We start from the raw sequence: 23369 nt of genomic DNA on the forward strand, positions 1-23369 counted from the left end.
GGGCGGGACGGCTCGTCGGTGTTTCGGCTGCGGATGAGAAACCGGGAAGCCACGGGCCCTCCCCGGCGGACGGATCCCGCCCCCCGGGGGCGAGGGGCGGGCCGTTGCCTGCCGGGAGGTGACGGCAGGCAACGGCCGATCGGGCCGATCGATGCCCGACGGGCCCGGATCAGCGGGCGGGTCGGCGACGGCGTCGGAGGCGGACCAGGCCGGTCGTCCCGATCCCGGCGGCGCCGATCAGGGCGAGGACGGCCGAACCCGGCTCGGGGATGAACGCCGTGGACCAGGCCAGCCCGTAGGTCTCCATGTTGGCGTCGCCGACCAGGTCGAACAACTCGCCGAACCAGCGGACCCGGAGGGCGTAGGCGCCCGACTCGGGCAGGATGAAGCTGAAGTGCTCGCTGTTGTTGAAGGCGCTGAACGAGGCGGCCACGAGCCGGCCGAAGCCGTCGCCGACCACCGTCCAGAGCTCCAGGTCCAGGTCGTCGTAGCTGAGGTCCAGGGCGGTGAAGCTGTCGCCGTCGCGGTCGAGCAAGCGGTCGCGGAACCAGGTCAGGGTGGCGGTGAAGGTCGATCCGCCTCGCAGGTCCTGCTCGAAGAAGTAATCGTTGGTCGTCCCTTCGACCACCACGCCGTAGTCCCAGCCGATCGCCTCGACTTCGCCCATGTCGCCCTGGCCGGTCCCGGCCACGTCGGTGGTGCCGCTGAGGAACTGGTCGAAGGCCGCGTCGAGGTTCATGCGGCCGGTGCCGACGCGGTTGTCCAGGCCCTGGCTGGTCAGGATCGCGCCGTCGAAGAGGACCTGGCCGTTGTCCCAGCCGGCGGTCTTGTCGGCCGAGTTCATCAAAACGGCCTTGATGACGCGGGCGTCCCGGGCGTCCGGGGTGTCGGCCAGCTCGCCCCGGGCGGCGTCGTAGAGCAGCGAGGCGCCGCCGGCCACGGTCGGGGAAGCGAAGCTGGTGCCGGCGATCGTGCTGGTGTAGAAGTCGGCGCCGCCGGCCGGCCCGTTGGGCCCGCCGGTCAGTTGCGGGCTGTTGCCGCCGGTCTGCCCGCCGTAATAGGCCGAGACGATGTCGGTGCCCGGGGCGGCGATGTCGACCACCTGCCGGACGTTGTTGAACGCGCCGTTGACCGGGTCGACGTAGTCGTTGGGCCCGCCGCTGCTGAAGCCGGCCGGCACGTCGAAGCCGTCGAAGGTGGCGTCGTTGTCCGGGTCGGCGTCCAGCGCGGCGACCGAGATGTTGTTGTAGTTCGACCCCGGGCCGCCCACCCGGTCGGGGCCCGCCCCGCTGTTGCCGGCCGAGGCGACGAACAGCGTCCGGGTGTTCTCGTTGGAGAGGCCGTCGAGGCCGACGCTGGTGAGCGACGAGGCGTTGAGGTCGGCGGCCCCGGTGCTGCCCCAACTGCTGTTGATCACGTCGACCGCCCCGCCGCCGGGCACCCCCGTCTCGAAGGCCCGCTCGTAGGTGTCGAACAGGTTGGCGAAGTAGAAGTTGAAGCTCAGCGCGTAGCGGTTCCCGAACCAGGAGGAGGCGACGGCCCCGGAGAAGAGCTGGGCCCCCGGCGCGATCCCCTCCTGGTGGACGCCCGGGTTGGCGCCTCCCTGTCGGCCTCCCATGACCATGCCGGCCCAGGTGGCGTGCCGGTCGACCTCGCCGAGCTGGGAGACGGGGGACCCCCCCGGGATCGGGTCGGGGACCGGCCCGACGGGGATCTGGTTGACGTGGCCCAGCGACTCATGCCCCCCCCAGACGTGGCCGGCCTCGATGTTAGCCTGCCGGGCGTTCGCGCCGGTGTAGCCGGCGTCATAGAACCGATCGGCGCCGAGGAAGGAGTTCACGTTGATCGAGCCGGTCAGCGGGGGCAGGCCCGGCCCGTTGCCGTTGCCGACCAGGTCGGTGACGTACTGGTTCACGCCGGTGCCGACGGAGGTCTCGTCCGCGACCTGGATCGCCTGGGATCGGTCGGCGCCGACCCAGCCGTCGGGGTCCGCCAGCGACCCCATCGCCTTGGCCAGCCAGTCGTCACCGCCCCGCGCCGGGCCGGCGACGGCCGAGGACGCGACGATCGCGACGAGGAGCATGCCGGAAAGACGAAAAGTGCTCATGGACGATTTCCCTTTGGTCGTGTTTGGCGCGCCTCGGGCCGGCGGCCGTCCCTGCCCCGCCCGAGGTGCCCGGCCGGGCACCGTCGCCCCGGACCAGATCCTCGGCCCTTCGGCCGCCGACGGGGCGTGCGACCCGGTCGGGGCGCCGACCCGAGGCGGGTCGAGGCTCGACCCGAAGGTCGGCCGGGGAGCGCCGCCCCCCCCGTCGGCGGGCCGGCGAGGGTCGCCGTCGGCAAGCGGCACCTTAGGGCCAAGCCGCCCGGACCACAATCAAATTTTTCGTGATCGAATTATGTGGATTTGGCGTTTTTTCGCAAGCCCTTGCGAGGTGGCGTGTTCGAGATGTTGCTTTTTTTCATCAGGTCTGGGCCCCCTCGCCGGCGCGGTCATTCGGGCGGGGGGACGCGGAGCTGGACGCGGTCGTACTCGACCCGGACCCGGGTCTCGAGGTCGGGCTTGTCGAGGGTGAGGGAGGCGGCGGCGGGGAGCAGGTCGTAATCCAGGGCGACGGCCCGGTCGAAGGCGGGGAGGCCGTTGACCAGGACCTCGACCTGCCGGCCGCGGACGCGGAGGGTCAGCGTGTTGAACCGGTCGGCCGGGCGGATGCCCCGGGGGCGGACGGGGCCGATCGGCCGGTCGTCCGGGAAGGCCTCCACCCCCCAGAAGGCCGGGTTCACCGCCAGGAGGGAACGGCGGTCGATGATCGCGTGGATCCCCCGGCCGTCCTCGCGGACGACCATGATGCCCCAGGCCCCGGCCGCGTCCGGGGCCTCGCCGAGCACCCGGCCGACGGCCTCGACCTGGAAGTCCCCGGAGAACTGCCGGAGGCGGCGGATGTCCCGGGTGCCGTTCCAGCCCCGCCCGGCGTCGACGACGTAGACGCCGTCCCGGTGGTCGAAGCCGAACTCGACGCCGGCGTCGGGCCGGCCCCGGGGCCACCCGGTCGCCGGCTGGAGGAATTCCTCGGTGTAGGCGACCCGGGAGGGGGAGAGGCCCGGCGGGTCGGCCCCGAGGGGCTCGGCGTGGAAGCGGAAGTCGTCGAAGTTGACGTGGCCCCAACCCTCGGTCGATTCGTCGATGACCCGGAGCACGACCCGGTCGCCCAGGTGCCCCGACAGGTCGACGGCCCTCGGCCGGAGCTGCTCCCGGCGCTCGCCCCGGAACGAGGCGATCACCGGGCCGTCGGGGACGGCGACCTCGACCCGGCAGTCCGGCTGGTCTCCCCCGGAGACGAGCAGGCTGGCGTACGGCTCGAGCACCCGGAAGGGGACCGAGGAGAGCCGGCCGGTGGCCTTGTCGCCGCCGACCTCGTAGGTGCCGACCCAGAAGCGGCCGGCGTGGCCGCTGGTCGCGTCCCGGCCCCGGGGGGAGACGGTGTCCCCGTCGATCGGCTGCCCGATGGTCGCGGCCCCCTCGGCGGCCCAGTCCCGGAGGGTGCCCTCCTCGAAACCGAGGTTCAGGGCCCGGCCGTCGTCGTCGAGGGCCGGCCGGCCCCCGCGATCGAGCAGCCGGACGGCCAGGCGGTCGAACTCGGCCCGGACTCGGCTGTCGTCCCCCTTGCCGAGGGCAATCTCCGGGACGCTGGGCAGCAGGTCGAAGTCGACCCCGATCGGCTCGCAGGCCGGCTCGCCGTTGACGAGCACCTCAAGCGACCGGGTCCGGACCCGGAGCGTCAGGGCGTTCCACTGTCCCCCTCCCCGGATGGCCGGGTGGGAGAAGGGTTCGAAGAGGTGGGGGGCGGGCTCCTCGGCCCAGGGGGAGCCGTAGATGCCGAGCAGGCCCCCGGGATTGATGCTGACGTTGAACCCCTTCCCCTCGGCCCCGACGACGAACAGGGAGAAGCCGCCGTAGGCGTCCTCCGGGCCGATCGACCGGGCTACGGCCTCGACCTCGTACTCGGAGGCCAGCTCCGCGGTGATGTCCCAGGCCTCCCAGGAGATCCAGGGGCCCGGGGCTTCCATGAAGTAGGCCCCGTCGGCGTACCCCTTGCGGTAGGGGGTGTCGCTGCCCGGGACGGGAGTCTCCTCGATCCGCCAGCCGCTGCCCGGGTCGTCGAACTCGTCGAGGTAGACCTGGAGGCTCGGCGGCGGGAACGGCGCGGGCTCGACCGCCGGGCCCGGGTCGGGAGCCTCGGCGCCGGGGTCGTCGGACGGCACCGGCTCGACGGCCGGTTCGGGGCCTTGCCCTTGGGCCGATTCGAAGGTCGAGAAGACGGGAGCGAGCGGCAGCTCGGGGGGAAGCGGCCCGGGGCCGGGGACCCCGGCCCGGGCGACCTCCGACACCCCGGGGCGGGGGCGGAGGGCGAAGACGGCCATCGCCAGGGCGGCCAGGCCCAGGACGGCGAGGGCGATGGACGCGGCCCGGGGGCGCCCGACCGGCGAGGATGGGGTCGCTTCGGGGCCAGAGCCGGAGAGGAGGTCCGCGAGCGTCGGGCCGGGTTCGAAGCGGATCCCCAGGAACTCGCCGGGCCGGGCGAGGTCGTCGGCGTCGACCTCGCCCCGGGGCTCGGGGTCTCGGGGGTCGGGCCGCCTCATGAAGGTGGTGGCGAAGGTCTTCAGGTCGGTGCTGGCGTCGCCGGCCTCCCGGGGGGAGGAGCGGCAGCCTTCCAGGGCGGCGATCACCTCGGTCATCGACTGCGGACGCTCCTCGGGCCGCTTGGCCATCATCCGGAGGTAGACGGCCTCCATCGCCTCGGGGACCTGGGGCCGGAGCTCCCGGATCGAGGGCGGGGGGAGGTGCTGGTGGGCGATCAGCCGCTTGAGCAGGGTGTCCCCGGGGAACGGGGGCCGGCCGGTGAGGAGGAAGTAGAGGGTGCAGCCCAGGCCGTAGACGTCGGCCCGGTGGTCGGCACGCTTGGCGTTGTCGGCCTGCTCGGGGGCGAGGAAGTCGACGCTGCCCATGTAGGCCCCGGTCCGGGTGATCGAGCCCTCCGACTCCCGGGAGAGGCCCCCGGCGGCCTCCAGGAGCTTGGCGAGGCCGAGGTCGAGCACCCGGACGTTGCCGTGGGCGTCGATCATGACGTTGGCCGGCTTCACGTCGCGGTGGATCACCCCCCGGGCGTGGGCGGCCTCCAGCCCCCGGGCGGCCTGGATGCCGCAGTGGAGGGCCCGGGGGACGGGCATCGGCCCGTCCTGGCGGACGAGCGTCTCCAGGTCGCGGCCGACGATGTAGTCCATGGTCAGGAAGTGGACGCCGCGGTCCTCGTCGGCCTCGACGGCGGCGACGAGGTTGGGGTGGTCCAGCAGGGAGGCGACCTGGAACTCCCGCCGGAAGCGCCGGACGGCGTCGCGGTCCCGGGCGAAGGAAGGGGGGAGGATCTTCAGGGCGACGACCTGCCGGGTCTGCCGGTGTCGGGCCTTGAAGACCATGCCCATGCCGCCCTCGCCGAGCTTGTCGAGGATCAAGTAGCAGCCGATGAGCAGCCCCCTGGACTTTCCCTGCACCAGCGCCCCGGCCTGGTACGGGGTCAGCTTGCCGCCCCGGACGAGGGCCACGGCCAGCCGGGTCGGGTCGCCGTCGGCCCCGGCCTCCAGGCCCTCCAGGTCGGCCGGGGCGGCCAGGCCGGTCCGCAGCAGCGACTCCCGGAACTCGGGGTAAGAGGCCGCCCGGACCGTGGCCGATCCCCTGCCTCCCCGGGGTCCCCCCGGGTGGTGGTCCTGCGTCTCGGCCCAGGCCGCCGCCGACCGGCACCCCGGGCAAACCCCGGCCGGGGAGTCCTCGGGCAACCCGGCCCCGCAACCGGGGCAGCGACGCGACTCCGACATGGGCTCGGCCCTCGGGGCGTGGGCGGGGGGCTTGGGGATCGTCGGGCGGTGCCATCGGCCCGCCTCGGGGCGGGGGCCCCCCGAGGCGGGCCGATGTGGGTCGGGACGGCCTCGGGCCCGGAGGGCGGCGTCCGCCGCGTTCCCGCCCGCGGGCCTCGGGGGCGGGACAGGGTCTTCGGGAAACGGACGGACGGCCCCTCTTCATCGTGACGATCGGGATCGACTCGGGCCCGACCGGCCGGGGCTAGCTGTGTTGCCGGTGCTCGGCCGGGTGGGTGGTGGCGGCGCTGAGGTTGTAGGCGGTGTTGATCAGGCCGATGTGGGTGAACGCCTGGGGGAAATTGCCGACGAGGCGACGGGCCGAGACGTCGTATTCCTCGGAGAGCAGGCCCACGTCGTTGCGGATCGCCAGCAGGCTCTCGAACATCCGGACGGCGTCGTCCCGGCGGCCCATCAGGGCGTAGTTGTCGGCCAGCCAGAAGGAGCAGGGCAGGAAGGAGCCCTCGCCGGGGGGGAGGCCGTCGACGCTGGGGTCGGTCTCGTAGCGGTCGACGAAGCCGTCCCGCTTGAGCCGCTGCTCGATCGCCCGGACGGTGCCGACCATCCGCTCGTCGGTCGGCTCGAGGAAGCCGACCAGGGGCATCATCAGGACGCTGGCGTCGAGGAAGGGGGAGCCGTAGCTCTGCATGAAGGCGCCGACCTCGGGGTCGTAGGAGCGCTCGAAGATCTCCCGGCGGATCCGGTCCCGGAGCCCTCGCCAGCGGTCGGCCGGCCCGTCGCGGTCGAACTGCTCGACCCCCTTGACGGCGCGGTCGAAGGCGACCCAGGCCATCACCTTGGAATGGGTGAAGTGGCGGCGGGGCCCCCGGACTTCCCAGATCCCCTCGTCGGGCTGTTCCCAGACGGTCTCGAGGAAGTCCATCAACGCCTTCTGGAGGTTCCAGGAGGCCCCCATCGGCTCCAGGCCGACCCGCCGGCACTGGTGCAGGGCGTCCATCACCTCGCCGGGCACGTCGAGCTGGAACTGGTCGAAGGCGGCGTTGCCCATCCGGACGGGGGAGGAGCCCTCGTAGCCGGGCAGCCAGGGCAGCTGCAGCTCGGTCAGCCGGCGTTCGCCGGAGATGCCGTACATGATCTGGATCTGGGACGGCTTGCCGGCGACGGCCCGGAGCAGCCATTCGCGCCAGGCCCGGGCCTCCTCGTGGTATCCGGCGTTCATCATGGCGTAGAGGGTGAACGTGGCGTCGCGGAGCCAGCAGTAGCGGTAGTCCCAGTTCCGAACGCCGCCGAGGTGCTCGGGCAGGCTGGTGGTCGGTGCCGCGACGATGCCGCCGGTGGGGGCGTAGGTCAGGGCCTTGAGCGTGATCAGCGAGCGCTTGACGGCCTCGGACCAGTGGGCCCGGTCCAGGGCGTCGTCGCAGGAGCCGTCGCCGAAGGAGCAGCGGTCGGACCACTCGCGCCACCAGCGCTCGGCGTCGCGGAGGGTGCCGGAGTGGTCGACCTGTCGGGGCTCTCGCTCGTGGGAGGGGTACCAGGTCAGGTCGAAGCTGGCGGTCTGGCCCTCGGAGAGGTCGAACTCCGCGACGGTGTGGAAGTCCTCGCCGTGCAGCGGCACGTCGGTGCGGAGGCGGAGCATGTCCGGGCCGGCGATGGCGGAGATGCCGTTGTCGGTGCGCAGGACCCACGGGACGATCGCGCCGTAGTCGAACCGGATGACCAGGTCCATCCGCATCCGGACCGACCCCCGGAGGCACTCGACCAGCCGGAGCACGTCGGGCAGCTCGTCGCGGGGGGGCATGCAGTCGGTGACCCGGACGGTGCCGCCGTCGACGTCGAACTCGGTCTCCAGCACGAGGGTGCCGGGCCGGTATCGCCGCCGGGTGGCCTTGATCTCGCCGACCGGGGCGAGCTTCCAGTGGCCGTTCTCCTCGGTGCCGAGCAGCTCGGCGAAGACGGCGCCGGAGTCGAACCGGGGCAGGCAGAGCCAGTCGATCGAACCGTCCCGGCCGACGAGGGCGGCGGTCTGGCAGTCGCCGATCAGGGCGTAGTCTTCCAGCGGCAGCGACATGGGGGCGGTGTCCTCGGGGGCGGTTCGGTTGCCTGGTCAGGGGAGCAGATCCCGGGCCGGGATCGACCCGCAGTCCCGGCCGTCGATGACCACCGGGATCGGGTCGGCCTCTCCCAGGGTCCGGACGGTGGCATACCTCGGGTCCTCTCCGGGGCCGGAGGGGTCGGTGTACACCTCGATCGTCCTCTTGCGGAGATTCACGAGCCAGCAGACGGGGATGCCCGCCCAGGCGAACCGGGTGATGTGGCGGCGGTCCTCGTACAGCGACGAGTCGGCCACCTCGACGATCAAGGGGACGTCGGCCGGGCCGGGCTTCCGGGCGTTGTAATCCCGGATCGTACCCCGGAGGACGAGCACGTCGGGTTCCGGCTCGCTGTCCCCCCCCCAAGGGCCTCCGGGAAGGGCAATGGGGTCTTCCTTCGAGACGTGAAACTCTTGGGGGACGACTCGACCCAATCCGACGACGATGAGCTTGACCGTTGAAATGTGGGGGTCGCCCTTGGTCATTTTGTTCACCAGGATGCCGTCGAGAAGCACGACCTTGTCCCGGGGCCCGAGCAGGCCGAGTTCGGCGATCCTGTGGTAAAGGTCCAGGCCCACCCGGTAGGGGGTGTGCCGGCGTCGGCTCCGGGGGCCGGTCGAGGTTCGTCGCCTGGCGGTGGCCATCGGTCGGTCGCTCCCTGGCTGGGAAAGTGCCATCGAGGGTCCGGCGCTCCGGCAAACCCGGCATCCTGATACCCTAGTCGGATGCGGGCCTCCGGGCAATTCCGGGGCCGAGGAGGGGGTCGAGCGAGGGGGACGACGAGCCGTGGTGTCGATGCGGGTGAGCCTGGGGAGACTGGAGCTGCGGAACCCGGTGCTGGTGGCGTCGGGCACGTTCGGCTACGTCCGGGAGATGGCCGGGTTCGTCCGGCTGGCTCGGCTGGGCGGGGTGATTCCGAAGACCGTCACCGCGAGGCCCCGGGCCGGCAACCCGACCCCCCGGACGGTGGAGACCGCCTCCGGCCTGCTCAACGCCATCGGCCTGGACAACGACGGCATCGACCACTTCCGGGCCCATCACCTGCCCTACCTGAGGACCGTCGGGACGGCGGTCGTCGCCAACATCGCCGGGGAGGACGAGGACCAGTTCGTCCGGATGGCCGCCGACCTGGGGGAGGAGCCCGGCATCGCCGCCGTCGAGTTGAACCTCTCCTGCCCGAACGTCAGCCACGGGCTCGACCTGGGGGTGGACCCGTCGGCGGTCTCCCGGGTCGTCTCCCGGTGCCGGGAGGCCTGCCCGCACCCGATCATCGCTAAGCTGACGCCCAACGTGACCGACGTCACCAAGGTCGCCCGGGCCGCCTACGAGGCCGGGGCCGACGCCGTGAGCCTGATCAACACCGTGGTCGGCCTGGCGGTCGACTGGAGGAGGCGCCGCCCGGTCCTCGCCAACGACGTCGGCGGCCTGAGCGGCCCGGCGATTAAGCCGATCGCCCTGCGGATGGTCTGGCAGGTCCGACGGGCCGTCCCCGGGCTGCCGATCATCGGCATCGGCGGCATCTGCTCGGCCGACGACGCGATGGAATTCCTGCTGGCCGGGGCCTCCGCCGTGCAGGTCGGCACGGCCACCTTCGCGGACCCGACCCTGGCCGATCGGCTGGTCGACGAGCTGCCGGCGAAACTGACAGTAGCCGGGGTCGCCGACGTGAACGAGTTCATCGGGACCCTGAGGTCGAACAAGGGATAGCGGGGCGGCTCCGAATGCGGGTCGACATCTCGGGCTGCCTGGCGGCGTACCTCGCCGGCAATCGGGGCCTCGTCCCCGGGGCTCCCGACGCGTCCCGGCCGGCCGATTACGGCGTCTCGGCCATCCTGGACGGGGGGGTGATCCGACTGACGCTGACCTTCCGGGCCGGGTCGGCGTATTGCTGCCGCCAGCCCGGCTGCCACCTGGATATTCCCGAGGACGGCCGCTGGGGGCGATTGCGTCGTGCGTTGTCGGCCGACGGCCTTGCACCGACATCCCGGCTGACAATCCGGCTCACGATCCTCGTCGAGGACGGGGCCCTGTTCTTCGACTTCTCCCGACCGGACCCCGGGTGCCGGGGCCGGTACGCTTTCGCGCCGGCGACCGGATCGAAGATCGAGGCGGTCCTCGTCGAGGGCAGGTTGGACGAGCCCGAGTGACGCCGAGGGGCGCCCGGAGCGAAGGGATCGGCCCGGGAGGGGCCGGTCACCGGGATCGGACGTCGCAAGGCCCGAGGCGACGGCTCGGGAGGGCTCGGTGCGCCACGATTCCCTCGCGTGCCTGTCTGTAATTTTTTGCATTCACAAAGGTTTATGTCGATCCCATTGGCTTCGTTCCGGCAGGACGACCTGCCGGATTGGGTTCGTCTGGTCGCGATTCCCCGCCGGGCGACGGCCTCCGACTCCGAGGGGGACGGTGCGCCTGCGGTGCGCCCCTGGTGCGCCGCCCGGTGCGCCGGACCCGTTCTTTCGATCGTGCTTCCTGTGAGAGAGTTGCGTCGATCGGGGCCGATTCGTTTCGGTGGTGGAGGGCGGCCGATCGGGTTCGTTTGGTCGCCGGCGAGGGGGGCAATCCCGTTCACGGGGTGATCGCCGGGGCTCGACGAGTCCGGATTGCCAAAGACGAGGGCGGGGCGGGGAGAGGTCCCAAGCCAGGAGCGCGTCACCGTCTATATCATCGTGGAATGGCCGTCCGGCAGTCACCGAATCGGCGACGGTCAGGGGGAGGCGGGGCGGTCGGCCGACCGGCGCCGGGCCTCGATCTGGCGGAAGAAGTCGACCTCCAGGCGGTTGCTCCGGAGGGCTTCGAGCGCCTCCCGGACGAGCTGGATGCAGGCGACCAGCAACAGGCAGACGCCGACGACCGCCAGGCCGGTCGGCAGGGCGACGGCCCGGTGCTCGAACAGGATGTCGACCGCCAGGCCGAGGCTCGTGCCCACGAAGGAGGCGAAGGCGAGGTAGAGGGCCACCAAGGCCAGCCGGATGCGGTCCCCCCGCCAGACGAGGCGGCCGAGCTGGTCGGAGTTGTGTGCCAGGCGGTCGTCGACGAAGTCCAGGTCGGTCTTGCCCCGGCAGAGGGCGTCGGATTGCGTCGTGACGGCCCGGATGCGGTCGACGACCCGGGACATTCGGTTCGAGGTGGAGATGATCAGCGAGCCGTTGGCCGTCAGGAAGATGGCCGGGGTGATCATGGCCGAGAGGGTCTGGTAGTCGGGCACGATGGCCGGCATGGCGGGCCTGGCGATTCTCGAAGGGCGGTGGTGGTGGGTGGCGGGCGTCCGATCCGAGGATGATCCGATCCGGGACGGCCGGGAGTCAACGAGGAGGCGGCCGGATCGGGGCCACCGCGTCGGCCGGCCGGTCGGTCTCCGGCCCCTCGGGCGTCGGGGGAATGCGGTCGGGGTCGGCCCGCCCTGCTCGGGAATTCGAGCCGCCCCGTCCAATCCGGAGGGGCAGGCCGCGAACCCCTTCTCGACGCGGCCGGGCCGGCCTCTCCGGGCCCGTCCCGATGCGAACCACGTGCTGCGGCCCGCCGGCCCGCCGGCCGGCCGGGGTCGGCGCGGCGGGGAGGCCGTGCCCCGTGCCCGTGCCCCGGGGGGCCGATCGACCACATCGACGAGGAGCAGGCGATGACCGACGCGACGGCGGCCCCCGAGCGATACCACGCCTTCGATGCGCTGCGGGCCGTGATGATGCTGCTGGGGGTGTTGCTGCACGCCTGCCAATTCTACTTGCCGGACCCGCTCTTCCCCGGGTTCGACTTCCGGGACACGCGCACCTCGGCCGCTTGCGGGCTGGCGTTCTTCTCGATCCACGCCTTCCGCATGCAGGTGTTCTTCGCGATGGCGGGGTTCTTCGCGGCCCTGCTCTGCGAGCGGAGGGGGGTGCGGGGGATGTGGTCGAACCGGATGAGGCGGGTCGGCCTGCCGCTGGTGGTGGGGTGGCTGATCCTCTTCCCGATCACGATCTCGGCCTTCCTGTACGGCTGCGCGAGGCACGAGGGCGTGCCGGCGTGGGAGGCGGTCCGGGGCTGGTGGACGTCGGGGCAGATCCCCTGGATCGACGACTGGAATCCGCTCTACAGCCTGTTCCTGGTCACGCCGCTGCACCTGTGGTTCCTGTACGCCCTGATCTGGCTCTACATGGCGGCGGTCGTCTCCCGATGGGTCGGCGGCCGGGGCGGCGGGGCGGTCGGCCGGGCGGCGAGCCGGCTGTTCCGGGGGCTGGCGGCCCGGCACCTGCTGCTGCCGGCGTCGATCGGCCTGAGCGTCTTGACGGTGCTGCCGAATCCCTCGGGCCTGTTCGCGCAGGAGTTCCCGCTGTTCCTGCCCAACCCGCTGGTCATGCTCGCCTACGGCCCGTTCTTCGGGTTCGGCTGGATGCTGTACCGCAACCTCGACCTGCTGCCCGTCCTCGCCCGGAGGCCGGCCCTGACGCTGGCCGCCGCGGCGGGGGTGCTGGTGCTCTACTTCCGGGTGCTCGAATCGGCCTTCACCGAGGAGGGGCGGAACGCGATGCGGCTGGCGACGGCGGCGAGCGGCTCGGCGGTCGCCTGGCTCTGCACCTTCGGCTTCATCGGGCTGTCCCTGCGGCTGTTCGGCCGGCCGAGCCCGGCGATGCGTTACGTGTCCGACTCGGCCTACTGGGTCTACCTGGCCCACCTGCCGCTCATCTACTGGATGCAGGGCCTGCTGTTCGACCTGCCCGCGCCGGCGCTGGTGAAGGCGGCGATCATCCTGCTCGCCTCGACCTCGCTGCTGCTGCTCAGCTACGACCTGGTCGTGCGGCCGGGGTTCGTCGGGCGATTCCTGAACGGGAGGACGTATCCGTCGGTGTTGCTCGGCCGTCGGGACCGGCGGGCTCTTGACGGGGGCGCCCTCGCCGGGGCGGGAGGGGTGCCGGTCCCCTCGGAGGCCGGCGGCCCCGGGTGATCGGCCGGGGTCACTGCGTGGCGACCTCCTCCAGGTCGAAGTCGTGCTGGTTGCCCGAGGAGTCGTCGGCGACGGTGATGCTCAACGTGGACTGGCTGTTGTATGCGGGGGGGATGCGGTCGAAGAAGACGGCCAGGGCGGGGCCGCCGGGGTCGACGGCGTTCTCGAGCGTGCGGCCGGTCTCCTCCAGCGACGAGATCTCGACGCGGTAGGTGCCGCCGGCATAGGGGCCGGATCGGGACGGGATGTCGTAGCGGCCCGCCTCGATCGCCCCCCCGGTCGAGCCGCCGGGGGTGTTGCCGGTGGGGCTGAAGATGATCCGGCCGTCCTCGACCGGCTGGCCGTCATAGGAGACCGCCCCCCAGACGCGCATCGGCCGGGGGCCCGGGTCTGCGCATCCGGGGAGCAGCAGCAGGGCCAGGGCGGTCGGGACGATCGGGGGGCGAGAGACCCTCATGGGGCGGTCCTTGTGGTGGCTCGGGTGGGGAGGTCGGTCGGCCGGGGGGCGGGATCGGACGGGGGTTCGTCCCGGCCGTCGCCCCCTCGGGGGCCGGCGGCCGGGACTCGGGCCGGGCCCAGTAGGCTCAGTACTGGTCGGCCGAGATGACCTCCCCGCCGTTGATGCTGGCCAGGGCCTGCCAGATGGAGAGGTTGATCGTGTTCTTGAAGAACCGGACCGAGCCGCCGGCCATCATGGCGTTGACGCCGCCGGGGTGGTAGCTGCGGGCCGAGTAGACGTGGGTGCTCCAGCAGGCCCCCGAGTCGTCGCAGGGGGACTTCGTCTTGTCGCAGCCGTTGTAGACGTAGGCGACGGCGCGCCACATCGAGTCGGGGATCGGCGAGTTCGGCCCTCGCATGTGGACGTAGTTGCCGCCGAGGTCGTTCCACCAGGTGCCCCGGTAGCCCTGGGAGCCGTCCGGATCCGTGATGCACTCGGAGGCGGCCACGGTGTTCGAGGTCCCGTCCCGGACGTGCTGCACGCCCCGGGTGACGTTCACGTTCGTCAGCGCCTTGAGGGGGGAGGGCTGGAGGCTCGGGTCGTTGGGGCAGTTGTCGTAGGCCCAGGGGGCCCCGCGCTCGATCATCGGCCCGGCGGCATTGTAGGTCGCCACGTAGTTCGACCGCGACCAGCCCTCGGGCCGGTACCTCGCGCACTGGCCCCCCTCGTCGGAGGGGCAGACGTAGGAGGCGATCACCGAATGCCAGGTCGTGTGGTTGACCAGGTTGTAGCCGGGGCCGCCGAAGCCGATGTCGTAGTTATACGACTGGCCGATCGTCCCCTGCTCGACGAACGGGAGGATGAACTCGGTCCAGACGTTCCGGGCCGAATTCAGCCTCGGCACGGACATGTGGCCCGGGGGGAAGGCGCCGTAGGAGGAGTGGTAGTTGTGGAAGGCCAGGCCGATCTGCTTGAGGTTGTTGGTGCACTGGGCGCGTCGGGCGGCCTCCCGGGCCGACTGCACCGCGGGCAGTAAGAGGGCGATGAGCACGCCGATGATGGCGATGACCACCAGCAACTCAATCAGCGTGAAGGCTCGGGCTCGGTGGCGGGTCGACTCGGTGCGCATGGGATCGTCCTGCCTCGGGGGGAGAAGGGGGATCGGCCCGGTTCCGTCGCCGCCCGGCCGCCCGGGAGGCCCTCACCGCCGGCTCCTCGCCGGGCGCAGGGGGACCGCGGCGGCCGGCCCGATCGGGCCCGGCCCTCGACGACCGCGACGGTGGCCCGGATGCCGGGGCATCGCTCCCACGGCCATCGGGCGTTCAATCGACCTCCGAAGAGTCCGGGATCGGTTCACCCATCCCGGCAATCGCTTAACTTCGCGTGAGCGACGACCCCGGTCAAGGGAATTCCGCAAATGTCCCCGACTCGAGGGGGGCCGGGAAGGTCGGCGAGCCGGGGAGGCGTCGGGCCCCGGTCGGGATCTCCGGCCGACGTGGCCGGGCGGGCCTATCGCCGTCGGATGCGATGCAAGGTCCCCCTCAAGGGCCGGCCGTGCTCGTCCTCCGAGCGGATCGGCGACGACTCGGAGCGCAGGCCGGCGGCGGAGAGGGCGGGCCCCAGGTCCTCGGTGGCGACCCGGTAGGGGCCGGAGACGAGCGCGACGCCGTCGGGCGCGAGCAGGGCGCGGAGGACCCCGACGACCAGCGGGACCAGGCGACGCTCGTAGAGCACGTCGGCGCCGAGGATGACGGGATATCGGGCGTCGGGGGGATCCCGCCAGTCGAGCAAATCGGTGGAGACGCGGTCGGGGCCGAAGCCGTTGGCGGTGGCGCTGCGGCCGACGAAGCGGAGGGGGGCGAGGTCGTAGTCGGTGAAGACGACCCGGGAGAGGCCGGCGTCCAGGCCGACCAGCCCGGCCAGGCCGAGGCCGCAGCCCAGCTCCAACGCGGTGAGATCCGGCCCCCAGGGCTCGACGGCCACCGCCTCGGCCAGCAGGAAGGCGCCGGGCCAGAGGTAGGCCCAGTAGGGCATGTAGTCGTCCCGGGCGTTCCAGTCGAGCACGACTGGGTCGTCGAGCAGCCGATCCGGGTCGGCCGGTCGGCAGAGGCGGATCGCCCGGCCGCCGACCTCCAAGGTGGGGGTGGCCTCGGGCCCCGTGTAGCGAGAATCCGGCGCGACCACGCTCATCATCACCCCGACGGCTTCATAAAAGGTTTGACGGCCCTCGGCCGATTCTACTATAATCCGATCGTTGAGACTGAATCTCAATACGCAATCGACTCGAATGGATCGCGGCCCGAGGACGCACCTGGGCCGGGTCGTCCCGCCTCCCGAGACCCGCCTAGCGAGGGAGCGTCTGCATGTCGGTCATCGCCGCGACGCCGCCGATCGAGGCCGAGTTGATCCCGCTGACCCTGCTCCGCCCCGGCCAGCGGGCCCTCGTGGATCAGGTGATCGGCGGGGGGATGCTGGTGCACCGGCTCCGGGAGATGGGGCTCCGGGGCGGGGCCGAGGTCGAGATGGTCCGCCCGGGGAGCCCCTGCATCATCCGGCTCGACGGCCACAAGCTGGGCGTCCGCTCCGACGAGCTGTCCGGGGTGCTCGTGAGGGCGGGGACCTCCGGGGCATGACCATGTCCACCCCCTCCCGGCTCTCCGAGCTGTCGGTCGGCCAGTCGGCGAACGTCCTGGCCGTGGACGTGACGACCGACTCCGGCGTCCGGGCGATGGAGATGGGCCTGATCCCGGGGACCGAGGTGAAGCTCGTCGCCGTCGCCCCCCTGGGAGACCCGCTCGTCTTCGAACTGCGAGGCTACCGCCTGAGCCTGAGGAGGGCGGAGGCGTCGGGGGTGGAGGTCTCTCCCCGTTAATGGTCGCCAGGAGGCGGGATCGGAGCGGATCCCGGCGGCGAGCCATCCGTCCTGTCGGGCTGGTCGTCGCGCATCGAGCGTCGGCCCGCCGGACCCCCGCTCCGCCGCTCCGCCGCTCCGCCGCTCCGGCCTGCCCGCTGCCCACCCCTCCCCCGCGACCGCGACCGAGCCCGCCCGCCATGTCCATCGCCGCCGACCCGCAGACCCGGACCGTGGCCCTGATCGGCAACCCGAACACGGGGAAGTCGACCGTCTTCGGCGCCCTGTCGGGGGTGCAGCAGCGGGTGGGGAACTACCCGGGCGTGACGGTCGAGAAGAAGACGGGCCGGATGCTCGTCGGCGATCGCCGCTGGACGCTGATCGACCTGCCGGGCACGTATAGCCTGGCGCCGAGGTCGCCGGACGAGATGGTGGCCGTCGACGTGCTGCTCGGCCGGAGGGCCGACACGCCGGGCCCGGACGTGGTGCTCTGCGTCGTCGACGCGAACAACCTGGAGCGGAACCTCTACCTCGTCAGCCAGGTCCTCGAACTGGGGAGGCCGACGGTCGTCGCGCTGACGATGACCGACGTGGCCGAGGATCGGGGGGTGGCGATCGACGCCCAGGCGCTCCGGGATCGGCTCGGCGGCGTGCCGGTGGTGCCGATCCGGGCGCACAAGCGGGTCGGGCTCGACGCGCTGAAGGCCGCGCTGGCCGAGGCGGCCGGGCGCCCCTCGACGCCGATCGAGAGCCCTTTCCCCGAGCCGTTCCGGGCCGAGGTCGCCCGGCTCGGGGGCTGGCTGGCCGGGCATCGGGCCGGCAAGCCCCCCCTGCCCCGCTACCTGGTGGAGCGGCTCCTGCTCGACACGGGGGGCTACCTCGAAGGGGTGGTCACCCTGGACGACGGGGAGGGGGACCTGCACGCCGAGATCCTCGCCAGCCGGCATCGGCTGGCGGAGGCGGCCTGCCCGGTGCCGGCGGTCGAGGCGATGGCCCGGTACGGCTGGGCGGCCTCGACCCTCGAAGGCGTGGTGACCCGGCCCGACCAGCCGAGGCTGACGACCGGGGACCGGGTCGACCGGGTCTTGACGCACCGGGCCTGGGGCACCCTGATCTTCGTCGTGATCATGGCCCTGATCTTCCAGGGGGTCTTCACCTGGGCCGTGCCGGCGATGGACCTCATCGACGCCGGGGTCGGCCGCCTGGCCGAGGGGGTCGAGGGGGCGATGGCCGAGGGGCCGCTGCGGAGCCTGATCGTCGACGGCGTGATCGCGGGGGTCGGCGGGGTGATCGTCTTCCTGCCCCAGATCTTCATCCTCTTCTTTTTCCTGGGCATCCTGGAAGACTGCGGCTATCTGGCCCGGGCCGCCTACCTGATGGACCGGCTGATGACCCGGTTGGGGCTCAGCGGCAAGTCGTTCATCCCCCTGCTCTCCTCGTTCGCCTGCGCCATCCCGGGCGTGATGGCGACCCGGGTGATCGAGGACCGCCGGGACCGGATGACGACGATCCTCGTGGCCCCGCTGATGAGTTGCAGCGCCCGGCTGCCGGTCTACACGCTCCTGATCGCGGCGTTCATCCCGCCGGTGGCGATCGGCGGGCTCTTGAGCCTCCAGGCGGTCACGATGGTGGCGCTCTATTCGGTCGGCGTGGTCGCGGCGGCGGGCGTGGCCTGGGCGCTCAAGCGGACGGTCTTCAGGGGGCCGACGCCGCCGTTCGTGATGGAGCTGCCGGCCTACACGTGGCCGTCGGCCCGGGTGGTCCTCCACCGGATGTTCGACCGGGGCTGGTCCTTCGTCCGGAGGGCGGGGACGATCATCGTGGCCGTCTCGGTCGTGATGTGGGCCTTGCTCTACTACCCGAGGCTGCCGGAGCTGGAGGCCAACCGGGTCGCGCAGCAGGTCCTGGCGATGGAACTGGCCCGGGACGTCGCCGACGACCCGGACGCGATCGCCGACCTCGACGCCCGGATCGCCGCCGTCGAGGCCAGGGCCGACGGCCTCCAGAAGCGGAACAGCCTGCTCGGCCGGGCCGGTCGGCTGATCGAGCCGGTGGTCCGGCCGCTGGGCTGGGACTGGCGGATCGGCGCCGCCGCGATCGCCTCGTTCCCGGCCCGGGAGGTGGTGGTCGCCACGCTCGGCGTCATCTTCGACATCGGCAGCGACGTCGAGGGCGAGGAGGGGGTCAGCCGGCTCCAGGTCGCCCTCCGGGAGGCCGAGTGGCGGGACGGCCGCCCGCTGTTCACGGTGCCCGTCGCGCTGTCGATCATGGTCTTCTTCGCCCTGTGCGCCCAGTGCGTCTCCACGCTGGCCGTGATCCGGCGGGAGACGAATTCCTGGGCCTGGCCCGCCTTCAGCTTCGCCTACATGACGGCCCTGGCGTATGTGGCGGCGATGATCACCTATCAGGTCGGCACGTTGCTTGCCGCATGATCGCCCGCGACGCCTCGACGTACCGGGGAGATGCGCATGATGACCGCCTGGCAAGACGTCGCGGCGCTGGCGATGGTGGCCCTGGCCCTGGGCTACCTGGCCCGATCGGGGTACCGGGCCGTCTCGACCCGGGGGGCCTCCGGGGCCGGGTGCGGCTCGGGCTGCGGGAACTGCCCCAGCGGCTCGGAGGCCGGCGCGAACGGACGGGGCGAGCCGCTCGTGATGATTGACCCGCCCCGGATCTCGTCCTGACGAGGAGGGTGATCGTCCCTCCCCGTCCGCTCAGATGAGCGTCCGGATCTGGCCGCAGAGGGCGCCGATGATCCGGACCTGCTGGATGTTCGGCCCCGTCCGGCCCCGGGCGATGCAATCGACCCGGGAGACGAGCCGGCCGCAGGGGCGGTCCATGGCGGCGTAGAGCCGCTGGAGGTCGCAGGGCGGGGCCCCGGCCAGCGCGGCCTGCCGGAAGGCGAGGGCCGCGTCATGCAGGTCCAGCGCGTCCCGGTAGATCCGCTCCCCCTGGGGCACGCACCCCACCGTGGGGCCGAAGGCCTGGAGGAAGGCCCCGACCTGGCCGATCAACTCGTCCACCGCCCCGATCGCCGGCGAGACCCCCGGCGCGCAGTGCCCGCCGCCGACCCCCGGACCCGGGAAGCCCGGGGCGATCCCCGGCCCCGGCGGCACGGCCCCGCCCGGATGACCGCCCGGGAATCCCCCCGGGAACCCGCCTGGGAATCCTCCCGGAGTCCCGCCGGGGTAACCCGGGCCGGGGTATCCGGCCGGATCGGGGTAGGCGGGAGCGGCACCGAAACCGATCGGTCGGGGTCCGGGGCGCCCCGGCCCGAACCGGTCCGCTCCCCGATGGTGCGGCGAGGCCGGATGGCCGGGCCGGGCGCCGGGGCCGTACGGGGGGGATCGCAGGTCGATGACCTGGCCGTCGGCCGAGGTCCCCGCCAGGACGGCCGCGAACAGCGCGGCCAGGCTCGCCGCCTTCGACGTGGTGATGATCCTCGACATGGTGCGCTCCTCAATCCGGTGCGAGACTTCGAGGCGGACGTGGGCCGTCTGCCGGCGGGGTCCGGACGGCGATCGGGGCGGGATCGATCCCCCGCGTCCCTCGCCGCCAGGCCCTCCCGGCTCGGACTCGATTGAAGGAAATACAACGAACGTGCCGGATGGGACGGATTGTCGGCTGTGTCGGACTAAGTTGTTTTTCTCGTTGATTTTATGGATTTTGGTGTGGCGAGCGCGGTCTGCCGGCCGCGCCAGCGGAGACACGCCGGGCCAGGGTCCTGGTGCCCGGTTCCGGCCGAGGCGGTCGCTCGCCGGGGGGAGGGGGGGCGGTTATACTCCGGGGAGGTCGCGTCCCGAGCCGCCGAGGAGTCGTGCCGATGACGCCGAGTTGCCCCCTGCTCTCCTGGCTCGCCGTGCTGGCCCTGGGCGTCATCGGCGGCCCCTCCCCCGCCGGGCAGGCGTCCCGGGAGCCGACGCCGGAGGGGCTCTCGCCGGCCGAGGCGACGGCGGCGATCCGGGTGCCTCCCGGCTTCGAGGTCGAACTCGTCGTGGGAGAGCCGATGGTGCGGGATCCGGTCGCCTTCGACTGGTCGGCCGACGGCCGGCTCTGGGTGGTCGAGATGGCGGACTACCCGCTCGGCGTCGAGGGCGGGGGTCGGGTCCGGGTGCTGGAGGATACCGACGGTGACGGCCGGTACGACGCCTCGACCGTCTTCCTCGACGGCCTCTCGTATCCGAACGGCATCATGTCCTGGCGTGATGGCGTGCTCATCTCCTGCGCCCCGGACATCCGATACGCCGAGGACGCCGACGGGGACGGCCGATGCGATCGCGAGGAGACGCTCTACACCGGCTTCGCCGAGGCGAATCCGCAGCACCGCCTCAACGGCTTCGCCCTCGGCTTCGACGGCTGGGTCCACGCCGCGGACGCCGACGGGGGCGTGGTCCGATCGACCAGGACGGGCGACCGGGTGACGGCCCGGGGCATGGACCTCCTCCTCCGGCCCGACGAGGGGAGGATCGAGCCCGCCGGCGGGCGCTCGCAGTTCGGCCGACAGCGGAACGACTGGGGCGACTGGTTCATCAACAACAACTCGGTCTGGGCCTGGCACGTCGTCCTGGACGACGCCGACCTCGGCCGGAACCCGGCGTTCGCCTCCTCCTCGACGACGCAATTGCTGGAGCCCGAAACCGCCCTCTACCCCGCCAGCCGGACCCTCGCCCGGTTCAACGACCCGGGCTCGGCCAACCGGGCAACCTCCGCCTGCAGCCCGTCCCCCTACCGAGACGACCTGCTCGGCCCGGGGTTCGAGTCGAGCCTGTTCGTCTGCGAACCGGTGCACAACCTCGTCCACCGGATGGTGCTGGAACCGGATGGGGCCTCCTACGTCGGCCGGAGGGCGGACGGCGAGCAGACCTCGGAGTTCCTGGCCTCGACGGAGGACTGGTTCCGGCCGGTCTGGGCCCGGACGGGGCCGGACGGGGCGCTCTGGATCGCGGACATGAACCGCGCCGTCATCGAGCACCCCGAGTGGATCCCCGACGACTGGGAGGCCCGCATCGACCTCCGGGCCGGCGAGGACCGGGGCCGGATCTACCGCGTCTTCCCCGCCGACCGCCGCCCCCGAGGGATCGCCAGGCTCGACGGCCTTGACGGGCCGTACCTCGTCGCCGCGATGGACGGCCCCAACGGCTGGCGGCGCGACACGTGCCAGCGGCTTCTGATGCATGATCCCGATCCCTCCGCGATCGGCCCGCTCCGATCGCTGGCGACGGCCGCCGCCCACCCCGAGGCCCGGGTGCAGGCGCTCTGGACGCTGGCCTGCCTGGGCGGGCTCGACCACAGGACGGTCGAACGGGCGACGGCCGACGCGCATCCGGAAGTCCGTCGCGCCGCGATCCTGGCCGGCCGTTCGCTGCTGCCGGGATCCGAGGAGGTGGGCGAGACGATCCTGACCCTCGTCGAGGACGAGGAGCCCCGGGTCCGATTCGCGGCGGCCCTGGCCCTGGGAGACTGGCCGGATCCGAAGGGTGGCCGGGCGCTGGCGGGCCTCGCCCTGGACTCGGGAGGCGACCACTGGTTCCGCTCGGCCGTGCTCAGCTCCGCCCGCCCTCATGCGAAGACGATGCTCGGAGTGCTGCTGGAACGGGCCGGCGGCGGGGCCGCGCTGCCCGAAGGGCTGATCGCCCCCCTGTTCGCCTCGGCGGCCTCGGAGGCGGGCCCCGGGGGCGTGGCCGAGATCGTTCGGGCGGTGCTCGGCGCGCTCGACGGGGCCGAGGAGGCCGGCCCGGCGACGCTCGCCGTGCTCTCCGACGTGCTCGACGAGGCCGCCCGGGCCGGCCGGCCGTTCGCCCGATGGGCCGAGCCCGCCGCGGGCCTGGGACGCGAGGCAACGGCGCTCCGGCCCTACTTCGAGGCGGCCCGGGCGATCGCCGGGGACGCATCGGCGCCCGAGGCGGCCCGGACTTCGGCCGTCGGCCTGCTGGCGCGGGACCCGGGCGCGATCGACCGGGACCTCAATCTCCTCGCCGATCTCCTCCGCCCCCAGGAGGCCGCCCCGGTGCAGCGGGCGGCCATCGACGCCATCGCCCGGGCGGGGGGCGACCGCGTTCCCGGGATCCTGCTGGACGGCTGGCGAGGCCACGGGCCCGCGCTCCGGGGCGAGATCCTGGAGACGCTGCTCGGGCGGGACGCGTGGCGGGGTGCCCTGCTCGACGCGATCGCCGAGGGACGAGTGCCGCCGTCGGAGGTCGGCCCGACGCATCGGGAACGGCTGCTCGCGGACCAGGACGCCGGGATCCGGGATCGGACCTCGGCCCTGTTCGGCGCGGTGCCCGGGGAGCGGGGCGAGGTGGTGGGACGGATGCGATCGGCCCTCGCCCTCGGCGGCGACCCGGAGGCGGGCCGGGCCGTCTTCCTCAAGTCGTGCGCCCCTTGTCATCGGCTGGAGGGAGACGGGTTCGAGGTCGGCCCCGACCTGACGGCCCTGACCGATCGGTCGCCCGAGGCCCTGCTCATCGCCATCCTCGACCCGAACCGGGCGGTCGAGGCCAAGTACGCCTCCTACACCGCCGCCACGAGCGACGGCCGGGTCGTCTCCGGCCTGATCGCCGAGGAGACCTCGAACGCGGTCGCCCTGCTCCGCCAGGGGGGCGAGCGTGATGTGCTGCCCCGCTCGGAGATCGAGGAGATCGCCGGCTCGGGCAAGTCGCTCATGCCCGAGGGGTTGGAGCAGGACCTCGACCCCCGGCAGCTCGGCCACCTGATCGCGTTCCTCCGAGAGCTGGGGCTCCGGCCGAAGGAGGTCCCGGGCAATCACCCGACGCTCGTCCGGCCGTCGGAGGGCGGATCGGTCACGCTGTCGGCCGAGACGGCGGAAATCTATGGGAATCGATTGACCTATGAGCCCACCCTCGGCAATCTCGGCTGGTGGATCGGCGACGACGACCGGGCGGCCTGGACCTTCGAGGTCGACCGACCCGGACGGTACGAGGTCCGGCTCGACTGGGCCTGCGACGACGGCGAGGGCGGCGGTTCGTACGCGATCGAGGTCGGGGCCGACCGGATCGCGGGGGTCGTGCCCGGGACCGGATCCTGGGAGGATTACCGCCGGGCGACGGTGGGGACGGTGTCGCTCGGGGACGGCCGACATCGCCTGGAGATCCGCCCTGAGGGCCGCCCGAAAGGGGCGCTGATGGACCTGCGGTCGGTGGAGCTGAGGCCCGAGGGCCCGGTCGGGGAGACTCCTTGAGA

General features: G+C 72.6%; 17 protein-coding genes. 8 read left to right on the forward strand and 9 right to left on the reverse strand.

Annotation, left to right across the window (positions count from 1 at the left end; all coding sequences use genetic code 11):
- Window positions 1-169: 169 nt before the first annotated feature.
- The 4 genes from ElP_RS01335 to ElP_RS01350 all read right to left on the reverse strand — a co-directional run bounded on the left by ElP_RS01335 (window position 170) and on the right by ElP_RS01350 (window position 8605).
- Window positions 170-2107: a S8 family serine peptidase gene (locus tag ElP_RS01335; protein ID WP_145266529.1), complete on the reverse strand. Its 1938-nt coding sequence runs from the start codon at window positions 2105-2107 to the stop codon at window positions 170-172.
- A 386-nt stretch (window positions 2108-2493) separates the two neighbouring features.
- Window positions 2494-5871 carry a serine/threonine-protein kinase gene (locus tag ElP_RS37505; protein WP_197446633.1) on the reverse strand — a complete coding sequence of 1126 codons (3378 nt, stop codon included), beginning with the start codon at window positions 5869-5871 and terminating at the stop codon, window positions 2494-2496.
- A gap of 244 nt (window positions 5872-6115) precedes the next feature.
- Entirely contained in the window at window positions 6116-7939 is a 1824-nt protein-coding gene (locus tag ElP_RS01345; RefSeq protein WP_145266531.1) for a glycoside hydrolase family 15 protein, read from the reverse strand.
- 36 nt (window positions 7940-7975) lie between these two features.
- Window positions 7976-8605: a Uma2 family endonuclease gene (locus ElP_RS01350; RefSeq protein ID WP_197446634.1), complete on the reverse strand. Its 630-nt coding sequence runs from the start codon at window positions 8603-8605 to the stop codon at window positions 7976-7978.
- 142 nt (window positions 8606-8747) lie between these two features.
- On the opposite strand from ElP_RS01350, the gene ElP_RS01355 reads away from it, so the two are divergent.
- Both ElP_RS01355 and ElP_RS01360 read left to right on the forward strand, forming a co-directional pair.
- On the forward strand, window positions 8748-9668 hold the full coding sequence (locus tag ElP_RS01355; protein ID WP_145266535.1) for a dihydroorotate dehydrogenase: 921 nt from the start codon (window positions 8748-8750) through the stop codon (window positions 9666-9668).
- A gap of 14 nt (window positions 9669-9682) precedes the next feature.
- Entirely contained in the window at window positions 9683-10108 is a 426-nt protein-coding gene (locus tag ElP_RS01360) for a hypothetical protein (RefSeq protein WP_145266537.1), read from the forward strand.
- A gap of 557 nt (window positions 10109-10665) precedes the next feature.
- Here the strand turns inward: ElP_RS01360 and ElP_RS01365 are convergent.
- Window positions 10666-11178, reverse strand: a complete 513-nt coding sequence (locus ElP_RS01365) for a DUF2721 domain-containing protein (protein ID WP_145266539.1) — start codon at window positions 11176-11178, stop codon at window positions 10666-10668.
- Between the two features lie 399 nt (window positions 11179-11577).
- On the opposite strand from ElP_RS01365, the gene ElP_RS01370 reads away from it, so the two are divergent.
- A complete protein-coding gene (locus ElP_RS01370) occupies window positions 11578-12879 on the forward strand; it encodes an acyltransferase family protein (protein ID WP_145266541.1) in 1302 nt (433 codons plus the stop codon).
- Window positions 12880-12889: 10 nt separating this feature from the next.
- Here ElP_RS01370 and ElP_RS01375 read toward each other — a convergent pair whose 3' ends face one another.
- From ElP_RS01375 to ElP_RS01385, 3 genes are all read right to left on the reverse strand, one after another.
- On the reverse strand, window positions 12890-13336 hold the full coding sequence (locus tag ElP_RS01375) for a hypothetical protein (protein WP_145266542.1): 447 nt from the start codon (window positions 13334-13336) through the stop codon (window positions 12890-12892).
- A 127-nt stretch (window positions 13337-13463) separates the two neighbouring features.
- Window positions 13464-14447 carry a DUF1559 domain-containing protein gene (locus ElP_RS01380; protein ID WP_145266544.1) on the reverse strand — a complete coding sequence of 328 codons (984 nt, stop codon included), beginning with the start codon at window positions 14445-14447 and terminating at the stop codon, window positions 13464-13466.
- Between the two features lie 380 nt (window positions 14448-14827).
- On the reverse strand, window positions 14828-15511 hold the full coding sequence (locus ElP_RS01385) for a class I SAM-dependent methyltransferase (protein ID WP_145266546.1): 684 nt from the start codon (window positions 15509-15511) through the stop codon (window positions 14828-14830).
- 170 nt (window positions 15512-15681) lie between these two features.
- Between ElP_RS01385 and ElP_RS01390 the strand changes: the two genes are divergently transcribed.
- The 4 genes from ElP_RS01390 (at window position 15682) to ElP_RS01405 (ending at window position 18853) form a co-directional block, all read left to right on the forward strand.
- Window positions 15682-15951, forward strand: a complete 270-nt coding sequence (locus ElP_RS01390; RefSeq protein WP_145266548.1) for a FeoA family protein — start codon at window positions 15682-15684, stop codon at window positions 15949-15951.
- Entirely contained in the window at window positions 15948-16190 is a 243-nt protein-coding gene (locus ElP_RS01395) for a FeoA family protein (protein WP_197446635.1), read from the forward strand. Before ElP_RS01390 ends, ElP_RS01395 begins: the two co-directional genes overlap by 4 nt.
- Window positions 16191-16369: 179 nt before the next feature.
- On the forward strand, window positions 16370-18601 hold the full coding sequence (feoB, locus tag ElP_RS01400; RefSeq protein ID WP_145266550.1) for a ferrous iron transport protein B: 2232 nt from the start codon (window positions 16370-16372) through the stop codon (window positions 18599-18601).
- A gap of 36 nt (window positions 18602-18637) precedes the next feature.
- Window positions 18638-18853, forward strand: a complete 216-nt coding sequence (locus tag ElP_RS01405; RefSeq protein WP_145266552.1) for a FeoB-associated Cys-rich membrane protein — start codon at window positions 18638-18640, stop codon at window positions 18851-18853.
- A gap of 30 nt (window positions 18854-18883) precedes the next feature.
- On the opposite strand, the gene ElP_RS01410 is transcribed toward ElP_RS01405, so the two are convergent.
- On the reverse strand, window positions 18884-19618 hold the full coding sequence (locus ElP_RS01410) for a hypothetical protein (protein ID WP_145266554.1): 735 nt from the start codon (window positions 19616-19618) through the stop codon (window positions 18884-18886).
- A gap of 374 nt (window positions 19619-19992) precedes the next feature.
- Between ElP_RS01410 and ElP_RS01415 the strand changes: the two genes are divergently transcribed.
- Window positions 19993-23367 carry a PVC-type heme-binding CxxCH protein gene (locus ElP_RS01415; protein WP_145266556.1) on the forward strand — a complete coding sequence of 1125 codons (3375 nt, stop codon included), beginning with the start codon at window positions 19993-19995 and terminating at the stop codon, window positions 23365-23367.
- Window positions 23368-23369 lie beyond the last annotated feature (2 nt).

The sequence above is a fragment of the Tautonia plasticadhaerens genome (assembly GCF_007752535.1).
GTDB lineage: Bacteria > Planctomycetota > Planctomycetia > Isosphaerales > Isosphaeraceae > Tautonia > Tautonia plasticadhaerens.

Coding starts and splice junctions, on each gene's coding strand:
- ElP_RS01365 (WP_145266539.1), bottom strand. CDS start 11,178: ATGCCGGCCATCGTGCCCGACTACCAGACCCTCTCGGCCATGATCACC.
- ElP_RS01375 (WP_145266542.1), bottom strand. CDS start 13,336: ATGAGGGTCTCTCGCCCCCCGATCGTCCCGACCGCCCTGGCCCTGCTG.
- feoB (WP_145266550.1), top strand. CDS start 16,370: ATGTCCATCGCCGCCGACCCGCAGACCCGGACCGTGGCCCTGATCGGC.
- ElP_RS01345 (WP_145266531.1), bottom strand. CDS start 7,939: ATGTCGCTGCCGCTGGAAGACTACGCCCTGATCGGCGACTGCCAGACC.
- ElP_RS01360 (WP_145266537.1), top strand. CDS start 9,683: ATGCGGGTCGACATCTCGGGCTGCCTGGCGGCGTACCTCGCCGGCAAT.
- ElP_RS01370 (WP_145266541.1), top strand. CDS start 11,578: ATGACCGACGCGACGGCGGCCCCCGAGCGATACCACGCCTTCGATGCG.
- ElP_RS01335 (WP_145266529.1), bottom strand. CDS start 2,107: ATGAGCACTTTTCGTCTTTCCGGCATGCTCCTCGTCGCGATCGTCGCG.
- ElP_RS01390 (WP_145266548.1), top strand. CDS start 15,682: ATGTCGGTCATCGCCGCGACGCCGCCGATCGAGGCCGAGTTGATCCCG.
- ElP_RS01395 (WP_197446635.1), top strand. CDS start 15,948: ATGACCATGTCCACCCCCTCCCGGCTCTCCGAGCTGTCGGTCGGCCAG.
- ElP_RS01350 (WP_197446634.1), bottom strand. CDS start 8,605: ATGGCCACCGCCAGGCGACGAACCTCGACCGGCCCCCGGAGCCGACGC.
- ElP_RS01380 (WP_145266544.1), bottom strand. CDS start 14,447: ATGCGCACCGAGTCGACCCGCCACCGAGCCCGAGCCTTCACGCTGATT.
- ElP_RS37505 (WP_197446633.1), bottom strand. CDS start 5,871: ATGTCGGAGTCGCGTCGCTGCCCCGGTTGCGGGGCCGGGTTGCCCGAG.
- ElP_RS01385 (WP_145266546.1), bottom strand. CDS start 15,511: ATGATGAGCGTGGTCGCGCCGGATTCTCGCTACACGGGGCCCGAGGCC.
- ElP_RS01415 (WP_145266556.1), top strand. CDS start 19,993: ATGACGCCGAGTTGCCCCCTGCTCTCCTGGCTCGCCGTGCTGGCCCTG.
- ElP_RS01410 (WP_145266554.1), bottom strand. CDS start 19,618: ATGTCGAGGATCATCACCACGTCGAAGGCGGCGAGCCTGGCCGCGCTG.
- ElP_RS01405 (WP_145266552.1), top strand. CDS start 18,638: ATGATGACCGCCTGGCAAGACGTCGCGGCGCTGGCGATGGTGGCCCTG.